The organism is Arthrobacter sp. 05N33_2 (genome assembly GCF_056397425.1).
The window spans coordinates 73,314-90,620 of sequence record NZ_JBFTNJ010000003.1 but is presented as its reverse complement, the minus strand read 5'-3'; the positions used below and the strand labels follow the sequence as shown (position 1 = coordinate 90,620).

The window sequence follows — 17,307 nt, the reverse complement described above, 5'->3', positions numbered from 1 at the left end:
CCGGACTAAACTTGTCCGGTGACTTCCTCAGCGCAAGGCCCCGCCGCACCCTCCCGTTCAACGCAGGCTCCCTCAGCCCCGTTCACGGCCGGCAACACCCCGGACGCTCCGCGCAGCGACCTCGCCGGCCTCCTCGAGGCCCTGGCCGCGGACCTGCGTGCGATTGGCTACACCGTGGACGGGGTTGCGGAGCTGCTCGGCGAGGCCGCGCACTCGGCCCTGGGCCGGGACCAGCTCATCCCGGCCCTGATCGTCACCGGGCGTTCCCTCGGGGAGCCGGCGACGGCGGCGCTCGCCGGCGTCGTGCGTCTCTGGCTTCTGTCTGAACCGCAGCCCGCGGCGACGCTCGACGCCGCCCTCCCCGGCATCCGTACCAAGGGGCTGGTGGAACTTGGGCTCGTGGAGCCTGCGGGCGGTGACCTGGTCCAGGCCGGGGTGGACCTCAGGCCGTACGGCTGGGACCCGACAGTGGGGGAAGACGGGACCAGCGCTGGCGGAGCAGACCTCTGGGTGGCCAGCGACCTCGCGGCCCACCAGCGCGCCGGCGTTCTTCGTCACGACCATGTCCTGGGGATTGGGCAGGCCTCCACCACCCTGGTCCAGGTCACCGCCCGCCGCCATGTTGCCAAGGCCCTCGATCTCGGCACCGGCTGCGGGATCCAGACCTTCCACCTGCTGCACCACGCCGAGCACGTGACAGCCACGGACATCTCCGAACGCGCCTTGGCGTTTACCCGGTTCAACCTGCTGCTCAACGCCGCCGAGCTGCACCTGGACCCGGCCGACCTTGACGCCCGCGTCAGCCTGAGGCTCGGATCCCTGCTGGACCCCGTCGCGGGGCAGGAGTTCGAGCTGGTGGTCTCCAACCCGCCGTTCGTCATCACCCCCCGCAGCCTGGGCGAGACCGCCACGGACCAGTTCACGTACCGCGACGGCGGCCTGCCGGGGGACGAGATTGTGTCCTCGCTGGTCCGTGCGCTGCCCTCGGTCCTTGCCCCGGGCGGAACGGCCCAGCTTCTGGGCAACTGGGAGATCACGGCCGGCGCCGGCTGGGCCGACCGGCCCCAGAGCTGGGCCGGCCCGGCCACCGACGTCTGGTTCATCCAGCGCGAGCAGGTGGGCCCCGAGCAGTACGCCGAGACCTGGCTGCAGGACGCCTCGGAAAGCCGCGACCGCCGGCTCTACGAGGACTCGTACGCGGCCTACCTGGACGACTTCGCCTCGCGCAATGTGGCCGGAATCGGCTTCGGCATGATCTGGCTGCGGAGGCCTGCCGACGGCGCCGGGCGGGTGCTGTCGCGCTTCGAGGAGATCACCTACCCGATCGAACAGCCGGTAGGGCCACACCTGGGCGCCGCCGTCGAGCGTGCCGACTGGCTGGCCGGCCATGATCTGGCCGCCGCCCACCTGCTGGTCGCGGAGGACGTCACCGAAGAACGGCACCAGCGCCCCGGTGCGGAACACCCCGGCGTCATCCTGCTGCGGCAGGGTGCCGGGCTGCGCCGCACCAACCTGCTCAGTACCGAGCTGGCGGGCCTGGTCTCAGCGTGCGACGGCGACCTGTCCGTCGGGCAGATCATCGGCGCCCTCGAGGCGCTGCTGGGCGGCTACGAGGGGTTTGGCAGCGCGGAGTTCCGCGCCGGCCTGCTCGAGGAAGTCGGGAACCTCGTCCGCGACGGCTTCCTGCTGCCTGCCTGATACCGTCGCGGCCGTGCCCGCCAACAACGGTTCGGCCGCGTCCTTGGCCGGCAACGCCGCGTCCGCCGCTGCCCCGGCTGCCGCCTTGGCCGCCGCTGGAGTGTTGGCGGCGGAGTCCTCCCGGCCGAACCGCGGCAGGACGTACGCCGTGAGGGCGAGGGCCACCAGGGCACCGACGGCGCCGGTGAGCACGAAGCTGACGCGGACCGGCACCAGGGCGCCCAGGAGACCGCCCAGGGCCAGCGCGCCAATGGAGACGGCACGCGTCATCCCGCCGACAATCGCCATCGCCTGGCCGCGCCCGCTTTCCGGAATCCGCAGGATCGCGATGGCCCCGAAACAGGCGTTCAGGACGCCGCAGGCCACTCCCGTCCCTGTGTAGGCCGCAAAAAGCAGTTCCACGCTCGGGACGATCCCGGTGAGGACCAGGCACGCCGAGGCTCCGGTCATGGCGGCCAGCAGCACGCGCAGGCGGACCCGCGGCGTCCTGATCCTGCCGGCCATCGCGGCCCCGGCCGCCATGCCGAGGCCGAAGGCTGCGGACAGGAGGCCGTACTGGATTTCGGTGGCGCCAAGTTCGTTGCGGGCCAGGAACACCTCGAGCACGTTGGTGGCTTCGCCGACGACGATGAAGAACATCGCCCCCAGGACCAGGGCCCAGACCAGGCTGTCCCGGCGGATCAGGCGCAGCCCGTCCAGCAGCGCGGGCTTCGCCTGGCCTGCACGTTCGGCCGCCGTGCCGCGGCGGGTGCGGATCAGCAGCGCGCCCAGCCCCATGGCGACGTAGCAGCCGCTGGCCACGGTGAACACCAGCCCGGTCCCGCCCCAGCCGCTGAGCAGGCCGCCCGCGGCGGGTCCTGCCATCCCCGCGATCATGATGGTCGCCTGCATGGTCCCCATGGCCCGGGGGGTGCGGTCCTCTCCGACGATCCGCGGCAGCAGGGCCTGCCAGGTGGGGCTGGCCACGGACTGGGCCGCGTCGAGCAGGAACGTCATGGCAAACAGCACGGGCAGATAGTTCTCCAGGTACTGCATGCCAAGGCCCATGCCGGCGACGGCGGCGGCGCTGACCGCCGAACTCGCCGTCGCCAGCGTGCGCGAATCCATGGTGTCGGCGAGCCGGCCGGCCCACGGGGCCAGGAGGACCAGCGGCAGCGCTGAGCAGAGCAGGTACGCGGCCACGAGCCATGGCCCGGCGACAGGAGTTTCGCCGGCGGCGGCCGCGTTCTGCAGATGCAGCATCACGCTGACGACGACGGCGCCCATCCCCGCCGTCGCCACGAACCGGGCGGTGCCGGCAATCAGGAAGTCGCGGTTGCGCCACAGGGGCGGCACGCCGGCTGCGGATGCCGGCAATTTATGAAGTGTATGTTTCATAAAAAGGAACCTAGTCCGGCGGCAAAACAAATGTCAAGCATTTCTTTCATAGTTTGGCGGGGCTGGATACACTGGAGGAGTGAACGCAGAAACCCCGACGGCGGAGTCAATGGCTCCGCCGGCCACCAGGCGCCGGCACCGTCCGGAGAAGCAAGTGGAAATCACCGACCCGAAGGCGATCCRTGCCTTGGCCCACGCCGCCCGGCTGGAGGTCATTTCCGAGCTGTATTCCACGCAGGTGAGCCGGACGGCCACCGAGCTTGCCGCGCAGACCGGGCTGACTCCCAGTGCCATGAGCTACCACCTGCGGGCACTGCAGAAGTGGGGCATCGTGATTCCCGCCGCCACCGCGGGGGATGCCCGGGAGCGGCGCTGGCAGGCCGCCGGTACAGATTTCACCATCCACTCGCTGGGGGGAGTGGCCAGCCCCGAGCTCGCCGTCCTGGACCTCGAGCTCGACGCCTACCGCCGCCGGGTCCGTGCCTACGCCACGGCCCGCAACGCCCGGCGCGAGAGCGGCGACACCGCCGACGGGCCGTCCTCGGTAGTACTGGCCAGCAATCTGCTGTACCTGACGCCGGACCAGCGGGCCGAACTGACGCGGCGGATCTTCGACCTGCTGCGGGACTACGAACTTGAGGATCCGGACCACCTGCCCGAAGGTGCCGAACGCATGGCCACGATGTGGTCGATGATTCCGGACGACCGCGGCCCGGCGGCCGCCGCAAAACCCGCCGCCGCAAAACCCGCCCCCGTCAAGCCCGCCGCCGGCAAGGGCTGAGCCGCCGGCGGGGAGGGCTGAGCCGCCGCCGGGAAGGCCTGAACCGGTCGCGGGCACGGCGCTGAACCGCATCCGGAGTGCGCTCAGGGGCCGGCCGGCACGTGGCCCTATTGCGGCCGGAAGCCGCGTCCGCCGGGCCGTCATTTCCGGCCGGATGCGCGGGATTCTGCAAAATATGGTGAACTAGGCGGGTATGGGCGCATCTGCCCGAGCCACCTTTTTCTGTAGGAGCACCGTGCCAAGCAAGGCCAAAACCGGCAAGAAACTCGTGATTGTGGAGTCTCCCGCCAAGAGCAAGACCATCGCCAAGTACCTCGGCGAAGGCTTCATTGTGGAGGCCTCCATCGGTCACATCCGCGACCTCCCGCAGCCCTCGGAGCTCCCCGCGGAACTGAAGAAGACCCCGCTGGGCAAGTTCGCCGTCGACATCGACAACGACTTCAAGCCTTACTACGTGGTGTCCTCGGACAAGAAGAAGAAGGTCGCCGAGCTCAAGGCGCAGCTCAAAGACGCCGACGCTCTCTATCTCGCAACCGATGGGGACCGCGAGGGCGAGGCCATCGCGTGGCACCTGCTCGAAGTGCTCAAGCCCAAGGTTCCCGTCTACCGGATGACCTTCGGTGAAATCACCAAGGAAGCCATCCACCGCGCCATGGACAACCTGCGCGATGTCGACCAGGACCTGGTGGACGCCCAGGAGACCCGGCGCGTCCTGGACCGGCTCTACGGCTATGAGATCTCCCCGGTGCTGTGGCGCAAGGTGGCCCGTGGCCTCTCCGCCGGCCGCGTGCAGTCCGTTGTCACCCGCATGGTGGTGGACCGCGAACGCGAGCGGATGGCCTTCAAGGCCGCCTCCTACTGGGACCTCACCGGCCAGTTCGGCGCCGGTTCCGGCTCCTTCAAAGCCAAACTCGCCGCCGTCGACGGCGCCAAGGTCGCCAGCGGCCGGGACTTCAACGACAACGGCGAGCTCACCTCCCGCAACGCCGTCCACCTCAACGAGGAACTCGCCACCTCGCTCGCGGCGGGGCTGCAGGACGCCGACTTCCGCGTCCGCTCCGTCGACACCAAGCCGTACACCCGCCGCCCGGCGGCGCCGTTCACCACCTCCACCCTGCAGCAGGAGGCCGGCCGCAAGCTGCGCTTCTCCTCGAAGAGCACGATGCAGGTGGCCCAGCGGCTCTACGAAAACGGCTACATCACCTATATGCGTACGGACTCGTCCGCGCTGAGCAACGAGGCCGTCACGGCCGCCCGGCGCCAGGCCTCCGAGCTGTACGGCCCCGAGTACGTGCCGCAGTCGCCGCGGGTCTACAGCGGCAAGGCAGCGAACGCGCAGGAAGCCCACGAGGCCATCCGTCCCGCCGGCGACTCCTTCCGCACCCCGGCCCAGGTGGCCCAGCAGCTCTCCGGCGACGAATTCCGCCTCTATGAGCTCATCTGGAAGCGCACGGTCGCCTCGCAGATGGCTGATGCCAAGGGCTCCACCGCCACGATCCGTCTCGGCGCCGTCACCGTTGGTGACCCGGCCGACCGCCGCGACGCCGAGTTCTCGGCGTCGGGCACCGTCATCACCTTCCCCGGCTTCCTCGCCGCCTACGAAGAAGGCAAGGACGAAAGCCGCGGCGACGACGAGTCCGAGGAAGCACGCCGGCTGCCCAACGTGGCCAAGGACGACGCGCTCACTGCCAGCGACATTGTCGCCGTCGGCCACGAAACCTCGCCGCCGCCGCGCTACACCGAAGCCTCGCTGACTGCGGAGCTGGAAAAGAAGGGCATCGGCCGCCCGTCGACCTATGCCTCCACCATCTCTACGATCCAGGACCGCGGCTACGTCCGGAAGCAGGGCTCCGCGCTGGTCCCGAGCTGGATCGCGTTCTCCGTGATCCGGCTCCTCGAACAGCACTTCCACGACTACGTGGACTACGAGTTCACGGCCGACATGGAAGCGGACCTGGACAAGATCGCCAACGGCCAGGCGGCCGGACCCGCGTGGCTCAAGCACTTCTACTTCGGTGAGGACTCCGAGCCCGGCCTGCTGAGCATCGTGAACAACCTCGGCGAGATCGATGCCCGCGAGATCAACTCCATCCCCATCACGGACGCGATCACCCTCCGGGTCGGCAAGTTCGGCCCGTACCTGGAAAGCTCCACCGCGACGGTGGATCCCGAGACCGGCGAAGTGGTGGAGGCGGCCCGCGCCAACGTCCCCGAGGACCTGGCCCCGGACGAGCTCACGGCCGCCAAAGCCGTTGAACTCATGGAGACCGCTGCCCCGGAGGAGCGCGTCCTCGGCGCGGACCCGCACACCGGGCACACGATCGTGGCCAAGAATGGCCGCTACGGCGCCTACGTCACCGAGATCATCCCGGAGATGACCGAGGAACAGCTGGCCAACCAGCCCGTTGAGTACTACAAGAACGGCAAGCCCAAGCCGCCGAAGAAGCCCGTCAAGGCCAAGCCGCGCACCGGGTCCCTGTTCGCGTCCATGAGCGTGGACACCATCACGCTGGACGAGGCGCTGCAGCTCATGAGCCTGCCCCGCGTGCTTGGCCAGGACGCCGACGGCAACCCGATCACGGTGCAGAACGGCCGGTTCGGCCCGTACCTGAAGAAGGGCACGGACTCCCGCTCCATCGGCTCCGAAGAGGAGATCTTCACGATCACGCTTGAGGCGGCGCTGGAGATCTACTCGCAGCCCAAGCAGCGCGGCGCCCGTGCCGCCGTGCCGCCGCTGGCCGAATTCGGACCGGACCCGGTCTCGGAGAAGAACATCGTGGTGAAGGAAGGCCGGTTCGGCCCGTACATCACCGACGGCATCACCAACATCACCGTGCCGCGCACCACCTCGATCGAGGAGCTGACCCGGGAACGCGCCGTCGAACTCCTCGCGGAGAAGCGGGCCAAGGGCCCGGTCAAGCGCACGACGACGGCCCGCAAGGCGCCCGCACGGAAGGCCCCGGCCAAGAAGTAGGCAGCACGCCGAAATCGCCGGAAACCTGCCGATTCGCCGGAAAATACCGGCGAATCCGCAGGTTTCCGGCGATTTCGCGTTTGCGGACCGGCCGTGGACGTGATCGAGTAGGAATATGACTGAACAGCCCGCACACCTGGACAACCAGCCGCTGAACGAACTCGAGGAGCAGCTCGCCCGGGGGGAGCAGCCGGACGCCAACCCGGTGGACGTGATCCTGGCCTTCCTCAACAACGAGGTCTATGTGGTCAGCTCCGACGCCCTCGAGGGCCCCGACTCGCAGGTGGAGCCGCTGGTCCTCGCCAACTCCTCCGGCAAGCCCGTTCTGGCCGTTTTCTCGCACCCGAGCCGCGTCACCGAGCAGTATCTCGCCGCCGCCCCGAACGTGCTGGGCACGCAGGGCGCCGCGATCATCGGTAACCTCGGCGCCGAGCTCGGCATGGTGATCAACCCCGGCGCCGCCTACGGTTTTGAAATCGACCCGGAGGGCGTGGCCAACATCCGCCGCGACTTCAAGCCAACGGACGAGCCCGCTGACGGCACCGCCGACCCGGCTTAGGCCCGTAATCGGCCAGACTGCGACGGCGGTATTCTTCGCGAATACCGCCGTCGCAGCTAGGCCGGCCGCTCCGTGGGGGGAATAATGGCAGCATGCGTCTAGGCGTCCTCGACATCGGGTCCAACACTGTCCATCTCCTGCTGGTCGACGCCCACCCCGGCGCCCGCCCGGTCCCCTACGCCTCGCATAAGCGGCGGCTGTCGCTCGTGCAGTACCTCGACGACGACGGCAACATCGACGACGACGGGCAGCATGAACTGGTCGAGTTCGTCCTCGAGGCGTGGGAATTCGCGGCCAAGCACAAAGCCGACGACCTCCTCGCGTTCTGCACCTCGGCCATCCGCGAGGCCACCAACGGCGCTGACGTCCTGGCCCGCGTCAAACATGAAACCACCGTTACCCTCCGGGAGCTCACGGGCAGCGAAGAGGCGTCCATGACCTTCTTCGCCGTCCGGCGCTGGTACGGCTGGGGTGCCGGGCCCATCCTGAACCTGGACATCGGCGGCGGCTCCTTCGAGATGGCCCTCGGACAGGACGAGCTGCCCGAGCTGGCGATGTCCGTTCCGCTCGGCGCCAGCCGGCTGACGCGCGACTGGCTGCCCGAGAACCCGCCCTCGGCCAAGAGCATCAAGGAGCTGCGCCGCTACATCCGCTCCACGCTCAAGCCCGCGGTGCGCAAATTCGAGAAGCTGGGCCCGCCCAACCTCGTCGCGGGTACGTCCAAAACTTTCCGGTCCCTCGCCAGGATTGCCGGGGCTGCCCCCAGCGGCGCCGGGCCCTACGTCAAGCGGGAGCTGCTGGCCCTCGACCTCGGGCTCTGGGCGCAGCGGATCTCGGCCATGGAGATAGGGGACAGGCTCCACCTGCCCGGCGTCTCCGAGGCCCGCGCGCCGCAGGTCCTCGCCGGCGCCCTCGTCGCGGAAGCGGCACTGGAAATGTTCAAGTTCGACAGCATGGTGACCTGCCCGTGGGCCCTGCGTGAAGGACTCATCCTCCGCCGCCTGGACCAGCTGGTGTTTGAGGGGCCGATCGATCCCCCGCCGCATGTGGCAGAGCAACCGCCGGCGCGGCTTCAGTCGCCGGAAAAGGCTCTCTGAGACGGCTTGGACCAGCGGCGGGTGTCGAGACTGTGTCGATCCGGAGCGTCCTCGATCGTGTAAGTGCTGAGAGGCCGGCACGGCGCCGGCCGATTCGACAAGGAGGCACCCGAAATGACGCAGTACCTGCTCAGCATTTACCAGCCGGACGGCCCTGCCCCGGACCCTGAGTTCCTCGAACCCATCATGCGTGACCTGGCGGCCCTGAACCATGAAATGCAGGCGGCGGGGGCCTGGGTGTTCGCCGCGGGTCTCCACCCGGCGGAGTCCGCGACAGTCCTGCGGCCCAACGGTGGCGAGATCCTGGTGACCGACGGGCCGTTCACCGAAGGCAAGGAGCACCTCGGCGGATTCACCGTGATCGAGGCCGAGGATCTGGACGCGGCCCTTGGCTGGGCAAGGAAGCTGGCCGGCGCCACCACACTTCCCGTCGAAGTCCGTCCCTTCCAGCACTAGCCGCCGGTCGGGGGTGCTGGTGTGGGTGAGCGCCGTGGACATGAGGCAGCGACCGAGGCGGACATCGCCCGGGTGTTCCGGCGCGAGTACGGCCGCGCCGTAGCCGTTCTGACGCGGACGTTCGGGAACATCGATATTGCCGAGGACGCCGTCCAGGATGCCTTTGCCGCGGCGGTCCAGCACTGGCCCTCGGCCGGCATCCCGCCCAGCCCGGCTGGCTGGATCATCACGACGGCACGGCACCGGGCGATTGACCGGCTGCGGCGGGAAGCCTCACGCGAGGACAAGCACGCACAGGCGGCCCTGCTCGCGGCGGTGCGGTCCGGGGCCGGACCCGCGCCGGCCGCCGAAGAGCAGTTCCTGGCGGAACAGTCAGGGGCCGAGGACGTGGACGACGATACTTTGCGGCTGATTTTCACGTGCTGCCATCCTGCCCTGGCCGGGTCCGCCCAGGTGGCGCTGACGCTGCGGCTTCTGGGTGGATTGACGACGGCGGAAATCGCCAGGGCCTTCCTGGTTCCGGAAGCGACCATGGCGCAGCGGCTGGTCCGGGCCAAAGCGAAAATCCGGGATGCCAAGGTCCCATACCGGGTCCCGCAGGGCGCCGACCTGCCCGAACGGCTGCAATCGGTGCTGGCGGTGGTCTACCTCATCTTCAACGAGGGCTACACCGCGGGCCCCGCCGACGGCCCGGAACGTACGGAGCTCTGCACGGAAGCCATCCGGCTCGGCAGGCTGTTGGCGTCGCTGATGCCGGACGAACCGGAAGCGGCGGGACTGCTGGCGCTGATGCTGCTCATCGAGTCCCGCCGCGCCGCGCGATTCACGCCCGACGGGGGACTGGTGCTGCTCGCGGCCCAGGACCGGGGGCACTGGGACAGCGCCCTGGCCGCCGAAGGCCGTGAGCTGGTGCGCCGGTGCCTGCGCCGGAACCAGCCGGGACCGTATCAGCTCCAGGCGGCGATCAACGCCGTCCACAGCGACGCCGCGGCCGCCGGGGACACCGACTGGGCGCAGATCCTGCAGTTGTATGACCAGCTTCTGGCCGTCGCGCCGGGTCCTGTCGTGGCGCTGAACCGCGCCGTGGCCCTGGCAGAGCTCCACGGGCCCGTTGCCGGGCTGGCGGCGGTCGAGGGCCTGGGACTGGACACCTACTACCTCATCCACGCCGTCCGCGCCGACTTCCTGGTGCGGCTGCGCCGCTATCCGGAGGCCGCCGAAGGCTACAGGCGGGCGCTGGCGCTTGCCGGCAGCGCCGCGGAACGCCGGTTCCTGGAAGGCAAGCTCCGCAGCCCGGTGTTCGGCGGGGCCGCAGACGGGTAGAAAGCAGACGGTTGGAAACCTGGGCCGGGCCGCGCCCGTGGCGGGCCCGTTCGCGCCGGTTAAAAGAGTAGGGCCGGGCGATCTGGAGCAGGACTTGGGGGAACTCTGCTGCAAATCGCCCGGCGCACCGCCGGCTCCGGGGGAACCGGCTATCATCACTCGCACCTGTTGAGGCACTTTTAAAGGTAATGGCCGATCATGGGTGCGCAGCGAGTTTTCCCTGTGTGTTCGCTGGCAATCCGACTGCGTCCCTTGGGTGGTGGCCGGCTCCGCCGCAGGGCTTTAAACGGCAAAGGCACCGGCGGTCCGCTGCGGGAAAATGGGAAAACCCGCTGCAACCACCGGTGCCGCGCAGGCATCCGCATGCCTGCTGCATCACTCGCACCCTCAATGAGGTAGTTACAACGTTAGGTTCCAAAGTTGTGCGCTGACTGCGCTGAAGGTGGGAGCTGGCTGGGAATCACGTCAGACTGCAATGATGGGGACATGAGCAACCGAATCGCATTCCTGGGCTGTGGGTCAATGAACGAGGCAATTATGGCGGGGCTGATCGACGGCGGCGTCGACCCGGGCGACATTGTCGCGACCGTCCGCCGGGCCGGGCGCGCGGCCGAGCTGGCCCAGCGCCACCCCGGGATCACCGCCATCGCGGGCGAAGAAGAGCCGGACAACAATAAACAGGCCGCCACCGGCTCCGCCGTCGTGATACTGGGCGTCAAACCCGTGGGGATCGCGGACCTGGCCCGGGAAATCAGCGGATCCCTTTCACCGGGCACGATCGTCATCAGCGTTGCGGCCGCCGTGTCACTGGAGCAGCTGGAGGCGGCGCTGCCGGCCGGCCAGCCCGTCATCCGCACGATGCCGAACACGCCGGCGAAGCTGGGCCGCGGCGTCGTCTCCGTCTCGCCTGGGACCAGCTGCTCCGCCGGGCAGCTCCAGCGCGCCAAGGACATCCTCGCCGCCGCCGGCACGGTCGTGGAGATCCCGGAAGAGCAGGTGGACGCCCTCTCCGCGATCAGCGGCTCGGGCCCGGCCTACGCCTTCTACCTGGCGGAGGCCATGGCCGAGGCCGGGGCACGGCTGGGCCTGGACCCGGAGCTGTCGCTGTTGCTGGCCCGCGAGACCGTCGCCGGGGCGGGCTTCATGCTGGCTGAGCCCGGCGCGGATCCTGCCGCATTGCGCAAGGCGGTCACGAGCCCGAACGGCACCACGGAACGGGCCATCGCCACCTTTGACGAGCGCGGACTGCCGGCGATCATTGCCGACGGCGCCCGCGCGGCGGCTGAGCGCGCCGCGGAAATCACCCGACAGCTCGCCTGAGCCGGCCCGGGCGGGCCCTGGAGCCGCAGGCCTGGGAGCCGCAGGCTCCGCTTGCGGCCTAGGGGCGGGCAGCGAACCGTTCGAGCAGGTCCACGTGGCCCGAAACGATGAGCATGTCCCGCGAGGAAACCTTGGTTTCCGGCCGTGCGTAGGTGAAGTCCTCGCCCGGGGACTTCACGCCCACAATCGTGACGCCGTACTTGGACCGGACCTTGGACTCGTCCAGGGTGAAGCCCACGGTCTCGCGCGGCGGATACATCTTCACGATCGCGAAGTCGTCGTCRAACTCGATGAAGTCCAGCATGCGCCCGGAGACCAAGTGCGCGGCGCGGACGCCGGCGTCGGCCTCCGGGTAGATGACGTGGTTGGCGCCGATGCGGGTGAGGATCTTGCCGTGCGAGGGCGTGATCGCCTTGACCCAGAGGTGTTCTATTCCCAGGTCCACGAGGTTCACCGTGATCAGCACGGAGGATTCGATCGAGGTGCCCACGCCCACGACGGCGGAACTGAATTCCTGGGCGCCGAGCTGGCGGAGGGCATCGATGTTGGTGGCGTCGGCTTCCACCACGTGCGTCAGGACGCTCGCCCACTTCTGGACGAGGGTGCGGTCGCGTTCAATGGCCAGGACCTCCCGGCCCTGCTTGACCAGCTGTTCTGCGGTGGATGCACCAAAACGTCCCAGCCCGATCACCAGCACGGGGGCGTTGTGGGCGGGGCGGTTGACGGCGCCTGAGGAACTAGCCAATGATCGGTCTCTCTTCCGGGTAGTGGTACAGCTGGCTGCGCTGGCGCAGGGCCAGGCCGGCGGCAAGGGTGACCGTCCCGACGCGCCCGGCAAACATGAGCAAAGCGAGGACGTAGACCCCCTCCGGCGGCAACTCTGCACTGAGGTTGGTGCTGAGGCCCACCGTGGCGAAGGCGGATATGGTTTCAAACAGGACCCGGTCCAGGGATGCATGGCTGATATGCAGGAGCAGGAGGGCCGAGACCGAGACGAGGGTGGCGCCGGCGACGATCACCGAGATGGCCACGCGCATGGTGCCCTCGGGGATGGTGCGGCCGTAGATCTTCACGTCCGCGTCGCCGCGGGCCTCGGCGGTGATCGCCAGGAACATCACGGCAATGGTGGTGACCTTGATGCCGCCGGCCGTGGATGCGGAACCTCCGCCGGCGAACATGAGGGCATCGGAGAGCAACATGGTGGTGGACTCCATGTGGTTCTGGTCCACGAGGTTGAAGCCGCCGGAGCGCAACATGACTGAGGCAAAGAGCGCATGCGTGATCTTGTCGCCGAGGTCCATGTCCCCGATGGTGCGCAGGTTGTCCCACTCCAGGAAGCCCCAGAGGACCGTGCCGGCGGCCAGGAGAATGAAGGACACCTGGATGGTCAGCTTGGTGTGGAGGTTCCATTTCTTCCACCGGAACCCGTTCTGGTGCAGCACCATGACCACCGGGAAGCCCAGGCTGCCCAGGAATACCCCGAGCATCAACGGGACAAGGATCCAGAGATCGGTTTCGTACGGCACGATTCCGTCCGAATGCGGCGTGAACCCGGCGTTGTTGAACGATGAAATGGCATAGAAGACCCCGTGCCAGAGGGCCTGGGGGAAACTCTCCCCGAGGACCAGGAAGCGGGGGATCAGGGTCACGGCCAGGGCGGCCTCGATCACCACGGAGGTCACGATCACGATCCGGAGCAGCGTACCGACTTCGCCAAGCCGGCCGGCATTCATGGCCTCCTGGGCGATCAGCTTGCCGCGGACACCGAGTCTCTTGCTGACCATGAGCGCCAGCAGCGACGCGAGGGTCAAGGTGCCCAGGCCGCCCACGAAAATGCCGACCAGGATCACGAGCTGGCCGAAGAAGGACCAGTGCACAGCCGTGGAGACCACGGTCAGTCCCGTGACGCAGACAGCGGACGCCGCGGTGAAGAACGCCTGATGCAGTGGTGTGACTTGTCCCGTCGCGGAAGCCATGGGCAGCGAGAGCAAAGCGGTGAAGACCAGAATCACGACGCCGAACGCCGAGAGCGCCAGGCGGGCGGGTGAGCTGTTCGCGATGCTGTCAATGAAGTCGCGCAGGCGTGTGAAGATCCACAGGCCTTCCCGCTCCGGCATGCCTGGCTGCCAGCTGGCCGGGCTCGTGGACCTCGACTGGCTTTGCGTCATGTTCTTCCTCGGTTGAAACTTCTTCCCCAAGTAGTAAACCACTAAACACCGGGTAATGGCCGGGGGAACGCCCGTGCGCGCGCGGGAAGCCGGGGACGGCTCGGGTAGCCTGTGATTGATGACATTCCTGCCCGGACTCGCTCAGACCGCGCTGCCAACGACGGTGGTGTGGGCCCCAGCCATGACTGCCTACAACTTTGGCCACTCCCACCCGATGGCGCCGGAGCGCATGGAGCTCACAGCGAAGCTGGCCGGCAGCCTTGGACTGCTGGATCTGGACCACGTCACGGTAGCGGCTCCGGACGTCGCCAGCGACGCGGAGCTGGGCGCGGTCCACAGCCCGGAGTTTGTGGCCGCCGTGCGGCGCGTGAGCGCAAACCCGGACACGTCCGACCACGCCAGGGGTCTAGGAACCGAGGATGACCCCGCTTTTGCCGGCATGCACGAAGCCAGTGCCCGGCTGGCCGGCGGCTCCCTGCTGGCGGCCGCAGCTGTCCTGGACGGCAGCGCCGTGCGGGCCGTGAACTTCGGCGGCGGGATGCACCACGCCTCCCGGGACCGCGCGAGCGGTTTTTGCATCTACAACGACGCCGCCCTCGCGGTCCAGCGGCTGCTCGACGGCGGCGTCCGGCGGGTGGCCTACGTCGACGTCGATGCGCACCACGGCGACGGCACGCAAAGCATCTTCTGGGACGATCCGCGCGTCCTGACCATTTCGCTGCACGAATCCGGACTGACCCTCTTCCCGGGCACCGGGTTTGCCAACGAGATCGGCGGACCGAACGCGCAGGGCAGCGCCGTGAACGTCGCCCTCCCGGCCGGCACCGTCGACGCCGGGTGGCTGCGGGCCTTTCACGCCGTCGTGCCCCAGCTCATTGGCGCGTTCGAACCGGAAGTGATCGTCAGCCAGCACGGCTGCGACTCGCACCGGCTTGACCCGCTCACCCACCTGAACATCAGCGTGGACGGCCAGCGCGAGGCCGCCACGGCGATAGGAAACCTCGCCGCACGCTACTGCGAGAACCGGTGGATTTCCACCGGGGGCGGCGGCTACAACGTGGTCAGCGTGGTGCCGCGGTCCTGGAGCCACCTCATAGCCATCGCCGCCGGCCGCCCGGTGCCGCTGCGCACCCCGGTTCCGGAGGATTGGCGCAACTACGTCAAAGACAAATATGGCGCCAGGTTCGGCGTGGAGCCCCCCGAGACGATGGGCGACGACGTGGACCTCTGGTGGCGGTCCTGGGAAGTGGGTTTCGACCCCAACGACGAGGTGGACCGCACCATCATGGCCACCCGCAAGGAAGTGTTTCCCCTGCACGGACTGGACCCCTGGTTCGACTGAATCCGGGCCGGGCTTGGGGGCTTGCACCAACGCAACAATTCGTGGATGCCATCTGGCGTATATGTCGCTAGTGTGGAGGGCATGGTGACAGACGACGTATTTGCCGTCATTGCTGAGGCAACCAGGCGTGACATTCTGATAGCCCTCCGCAAGGGGGACAAAGCGGTGGGGGAACTGGTCCAGGAGCTTGAAGCAAGCCAGCCCACCATTTCCAAGCATCTCAAAGTCCTGCGGGAAGCGGACCTGGTGAGCATGCGCGCCCAGGGCCAGAAGCGGTATTACACGCTCAACCCCAAGCCGCTCACCGGGATCGCGACCTGGCTGCAGGCGTTCGACGTCGGCCCCGCCGCGACGGCGGACGCGGCCGCCGCCCTCCACCCCGAAGCCGGCCCCGCAGCCGTCCCGGAAGGTCTGGCCGCCGCCGCTGTTCCGCAACCAGCCGTCCCACAACCGGTCGCCGCGCAACCCGCCGCAGCACTGGCGGGCCGCCCTGCCGGCAGCCCGCTGAGCCCCGCCGTCGTCATCCCGGTGGGAACGGCGGGGGAAGACAAGATGCCCCAGCAGATCGGGCGGACCGTGGGCCGGGCCGCCACCAGGGCCGCCGATCTCCTGGCCAACCTGCCCAAGTTCGGCCGCAAGAAGTAGGCTTTCCTGCCCCGCGTATGCCGCCCTGGGTATGCGCGCGGCCATCCGCTCCGCCCAAAGGCACCTGGCCGATCTTTCGGGCGCCAGGGGCTTGTCAGAGGTGCTAGGTGCGGAGGATCCGCACGTGCTCGGGGGTGAGGTCCGCGACCCGGCTGACGCCCAGCAGGGCCATGGTGCGTTCCATGTCCTTCTCCAGGATTTGGAGGGCACGGTCCACACCGGCCCGGCCGCCGGCCATGAGCCCGTACAGGTAGGCACGGCCGATCAGCGTGAAGTCGGCGCCCAGGGCGAGGGCGGCGATGATGTCCGCGCCGTTCATGATGCCGGTGTCCAGGATGATCGCCGCGTCGCTGTGGTCGGCCTTTAGTGCCGCGGAGACCTCGGGGAGCAGGTGGAACGGGATCGGTGCCCGGTCCAGCTGGCGGCCGCCGTGGTTGGAGAGCACAATCCCGTCCGCGCCATGGTCCACCACCTTGCGGGCGTCCTCGACCGTCTGGATGCCCTTGACCACGAGCTTGCCCTTCCACGTCTCGCGCAGCCAGTCGAGGTCGGCAAAGGTCAGGGTGGGATCGAACATGGCGTTGATGAGGTCCGCGACCGTGCCCGTGTAGCGGGACAGCGACGCGAAGGTCAGCGGCTCGTGGGTGAGGAAGTTGAACCACCACGCGGGCCGGTAGGACGCATCCAGGACGGTCTTGAGTGTCAGGGCGGGCGGGATGGTCATGCCGTTGCGGACGTCGCGGAGCCTGGCGCCGGCGACGGCGGTGTCCACCGTGACCATAAGGGTGTCGTTGCCCGCCGCGGCGGCACGCTGGATCAGTTCCAGCGAACGCTCCCGGTCCGTCCACAGGTACAGCTGGAACCAGTTGCGGCCCGCGGGTGCGGCGGCGGCCACGTCCTCCAGGGACGCCGTGCCCATGGTGGAGAGGGTGTACGGAATGCCGGCGGCTGCTGCGGCCTGGGAACCGGCGTATTCGCCCTCGGACTGCATCATCCGGGTGAAGCCGGTGGGCGCGATCCCCACCGGGAGGCGGGACGGCCCGCCCAGGATGTCAGCGCTGAGGTCGATGCTGGAGACGTCCCGCAGGACCCCGGGCCGGAATTCGATGTCCAGGAACGCCTGGCGGGCGCGGCGGAGGGAGATTTCGGCCTCGGCGGCGCCGTCCGTGTAGTCGAAGGGCGCCTGGGGTGTGCGGCGCTTGGCCATGTCCCGCAGGTCCCAGATGGTGCTGGCACGGCGCAGCCTGGCGGCCCGGCTGAATTCCGGCTTCTTGAACTGCATCAGGGGAGCAAGGTCGGCGTACTTGGGCACGCGGCGCTTCAACGCGGCAGGGAGCCCGCCGGCGGCCGCGGCTGTGTGGTGCCCGGATGCGGAGACCGCAGGGCCAGGGGCCGTGGCCGCGGGAGTGGTCGGAGCCTCGGGGTTGCCGGGCGGGACGGTGTGCGTCATGGCTGCCTCCATTTGCGGATCGGATGCTGTGCTGGGTTTCCTCACACTCTAGGTGGTGCCGGTGTGCGTCGAGATGTCATTTCGCGGCAGTGCCGGCGAACACCGCCGCGACGTGCC

At 68.8% G+C, this 17,307-nt stretch carries 13 protein-coding genes and 1 pseudogene; 10 read left to right on the top strand and 4 right to left on the bottom strand.

Translation table 11 applies throughout. The features are described from left to right. The first annotated feature begins 18 nt into the window (after positions 1-18). Positions 19-1,698, top strand: a complete 1,680-nt coding sequence (locus tag AC1DHX_RS04070; RefSeq protein ID WP_476859269.1) for a DUF7059 domain-containing protein — start codon at positions 19-21, stop codon at positions 1,696-1,698. A 114-nt stretch (positions 1,699-1,812) separates the two neighbouring features. On the opposite strand, the pseudogene AC1DHX_RS04065 reads toward AC1DHX_RS04070, so the two are convergent. After that, positions 1,813-2,964 (bottom strand): annotated as a pseudogene (locus tag AC1DHX_RS04065) (MFS transporter); the annotation flags it as partial. 190 nt (positions 2,965-3,154) lie between these two features. On the opposite strand from AC1DHX_RS04065, the gene AC1DHX_RS04060 reads away from it, so the two are divergent. From AC1DHX_RS04060 to proC, 7 genes are all read left to right on the top strand, one after another. Then, positions 3,155-3,856 (top strand): ArsR/SmtB family transcription factor, encoded by a 702-nt coding sequence (locus AC1DHX_RS04060; protein WP_476899871.1) that lies wholly within the window; start codon positions 3,155-3,157, stop codon positions 3,854-3,856. A gap of 235 nt (positions 3,857-4,091) precedes the next feature. Continuing rightward, the gene (gene topA / locus AC1DHX_RS04055) at positions 4,092-6,830 is read left to right on the top strand and encodes a type I DNA topoisomerase (RefSeq protein ID WP_476859270.1); all 2,739 of its coding nucleotides are present in this window, start codon (positions 4,092-4,094) and stop codon (positions 6,828-6,830) included. 115 nt (positions 6,831-6,945) lie between these two features. Then, complete coding sequence (locus tag AC1DHX_RS04050) at positions 6,946-7,389, top strand: SseB family protein (protein WP_028277718.1); 444 nt, start codon at positions 6,946-6,948, stop codon at positions 7,387-7,389. Between the two features lie 92 nt (positions 7,390-7,481). Next, the gene (locus AC1DHX_RS04045) at positions 7,482-8,486 is read left to right on the top strand and encodes a Ppx/GppA family phosphatase (RefSeq protein WP_223913619.1); all 1,005 of its coding nucleotides are present in this window, start codon (positions 7,482-7,484) and stop codon (positions 8,484-8,486) included. A gap of 114 nt (positions 8,487-8,600) precedes the next feature. Continuing rightward, positions 8,601-8,942 (top strand): YciI family protein, encoded by a 342-nt coding sequence (locus AC1DHX_RS04040; RefSeq protein ID WP_028277719.1) that lies wholly within the window; start codon positions 8,601-8,603, stop codon positions 8,940-8,942. 21 nt (positions 8,943-8,963) lie between these two features. Then, positions 8,964-10,265 carry an RNA polymerase sigma factor gene (locus AC1DHX_RS04035; RefSeq protein ID WP_476859271.1) on the top strand — a complete coding sequence of 434 codons (1,302 nt, stop codon included), beginning with the start codon at positions 8,964-8,966 and terminating at the stop codon, positions 10,263-10,265. A 486-nt stretch (positions 10,266-10,751) separates the two neighbouring features. Next, positions 10,752-11,585, top strand: a complete 834-nt coding sequence (gene proC / locus AC1DHX_RS04030; RefSeq protein WP_476850224.1) for a pyrroline-5-carboxylate reductase — start codon at positions 10,752-10,754, stop codon at positions 11,583-11,585. A gap of 58 nt (positions 11,586-11,643) precedes the next feature. Here the strand turns inward: proC and AC1DHX_RS04025 are convergent, their stop codons facing one another. Next, the gene (locus AC1DHX_RS04025; RefSeq protein WP_026266712.1) at positions 11,644-12,282 is read right to left on the bottom strand and encodes a potassium channel family protein; all 639 of its coding nucleotides are present in this window, start codon (positions 12,280-12,282) and stop codon (positions 11,644-11,646) included. Between the two features lie 40 nt (positions 12,283-12,322). After that, on the bottom strand, positions 12,323-13,753 hold the full coding sequence (locus AC1DHX_RS04020) for a TrkH family potassium uptake protein (RefSeq protein WP_476859272.1): 1,431 nt from the start codon (positions 13,751-13,753) through the stop codon (positions 12,323-12,325). A gap of 118 nt (positions 13,754-13,871) precedes the next feature. Between AC1DHX_RS04020 and AC1DHX_RS04015 the strand changes: the two genes are divergently transcribed. Together AC1DHX_RS04015 and AC1DHX_RS04010 are read left to right on the top strand one after the other, a co-directional pair. Beyond that, positions 13,872-15,095 (top strand): acetoin utilization protein AcuC, encoded by a 1,224-nt coding sequence (locus tag AC1DHX_RS04015; protein ID WP_476859273.1) that lies wholly within the window; start codon positions 13,872-13,874, stop codon positions 15,093-15,095. A gap of 81 nt (positions 15,096-15,176) precedes the next feature. Continuing rightward, positions 15,177-15,740 carry an ArsR/SmtB family transcription factor gene (locus AC1DHX_RS04010; RefSeq protein ID WP_476855779.1) on the top strand — a complete coding sequence of 188 codons (564 nt, stop codon included), beginning with the start codon at positions 15,177-15,179 and terminating at the stop codon, positions 15,738-15,740. 103 nt (positions 15,741-15,843) lie between these two features. Here the strand turns inward: AC1DHX_RS04010 and AC1DHX_RS04005 are convergent, their stop codons facing one another. Continuing rightward, entirely contained in the window at positions 15,844-17,190 is a 1,347-nt protein-coding gene (locus tag AC1DHX_RS04005) for an alpha-hydroxy acid oxidase (protein WP_476859274.1), read from the bottom strand. Between the last annotated feature and the right edge of the window lie 117 nt (positions 17,191-17,307).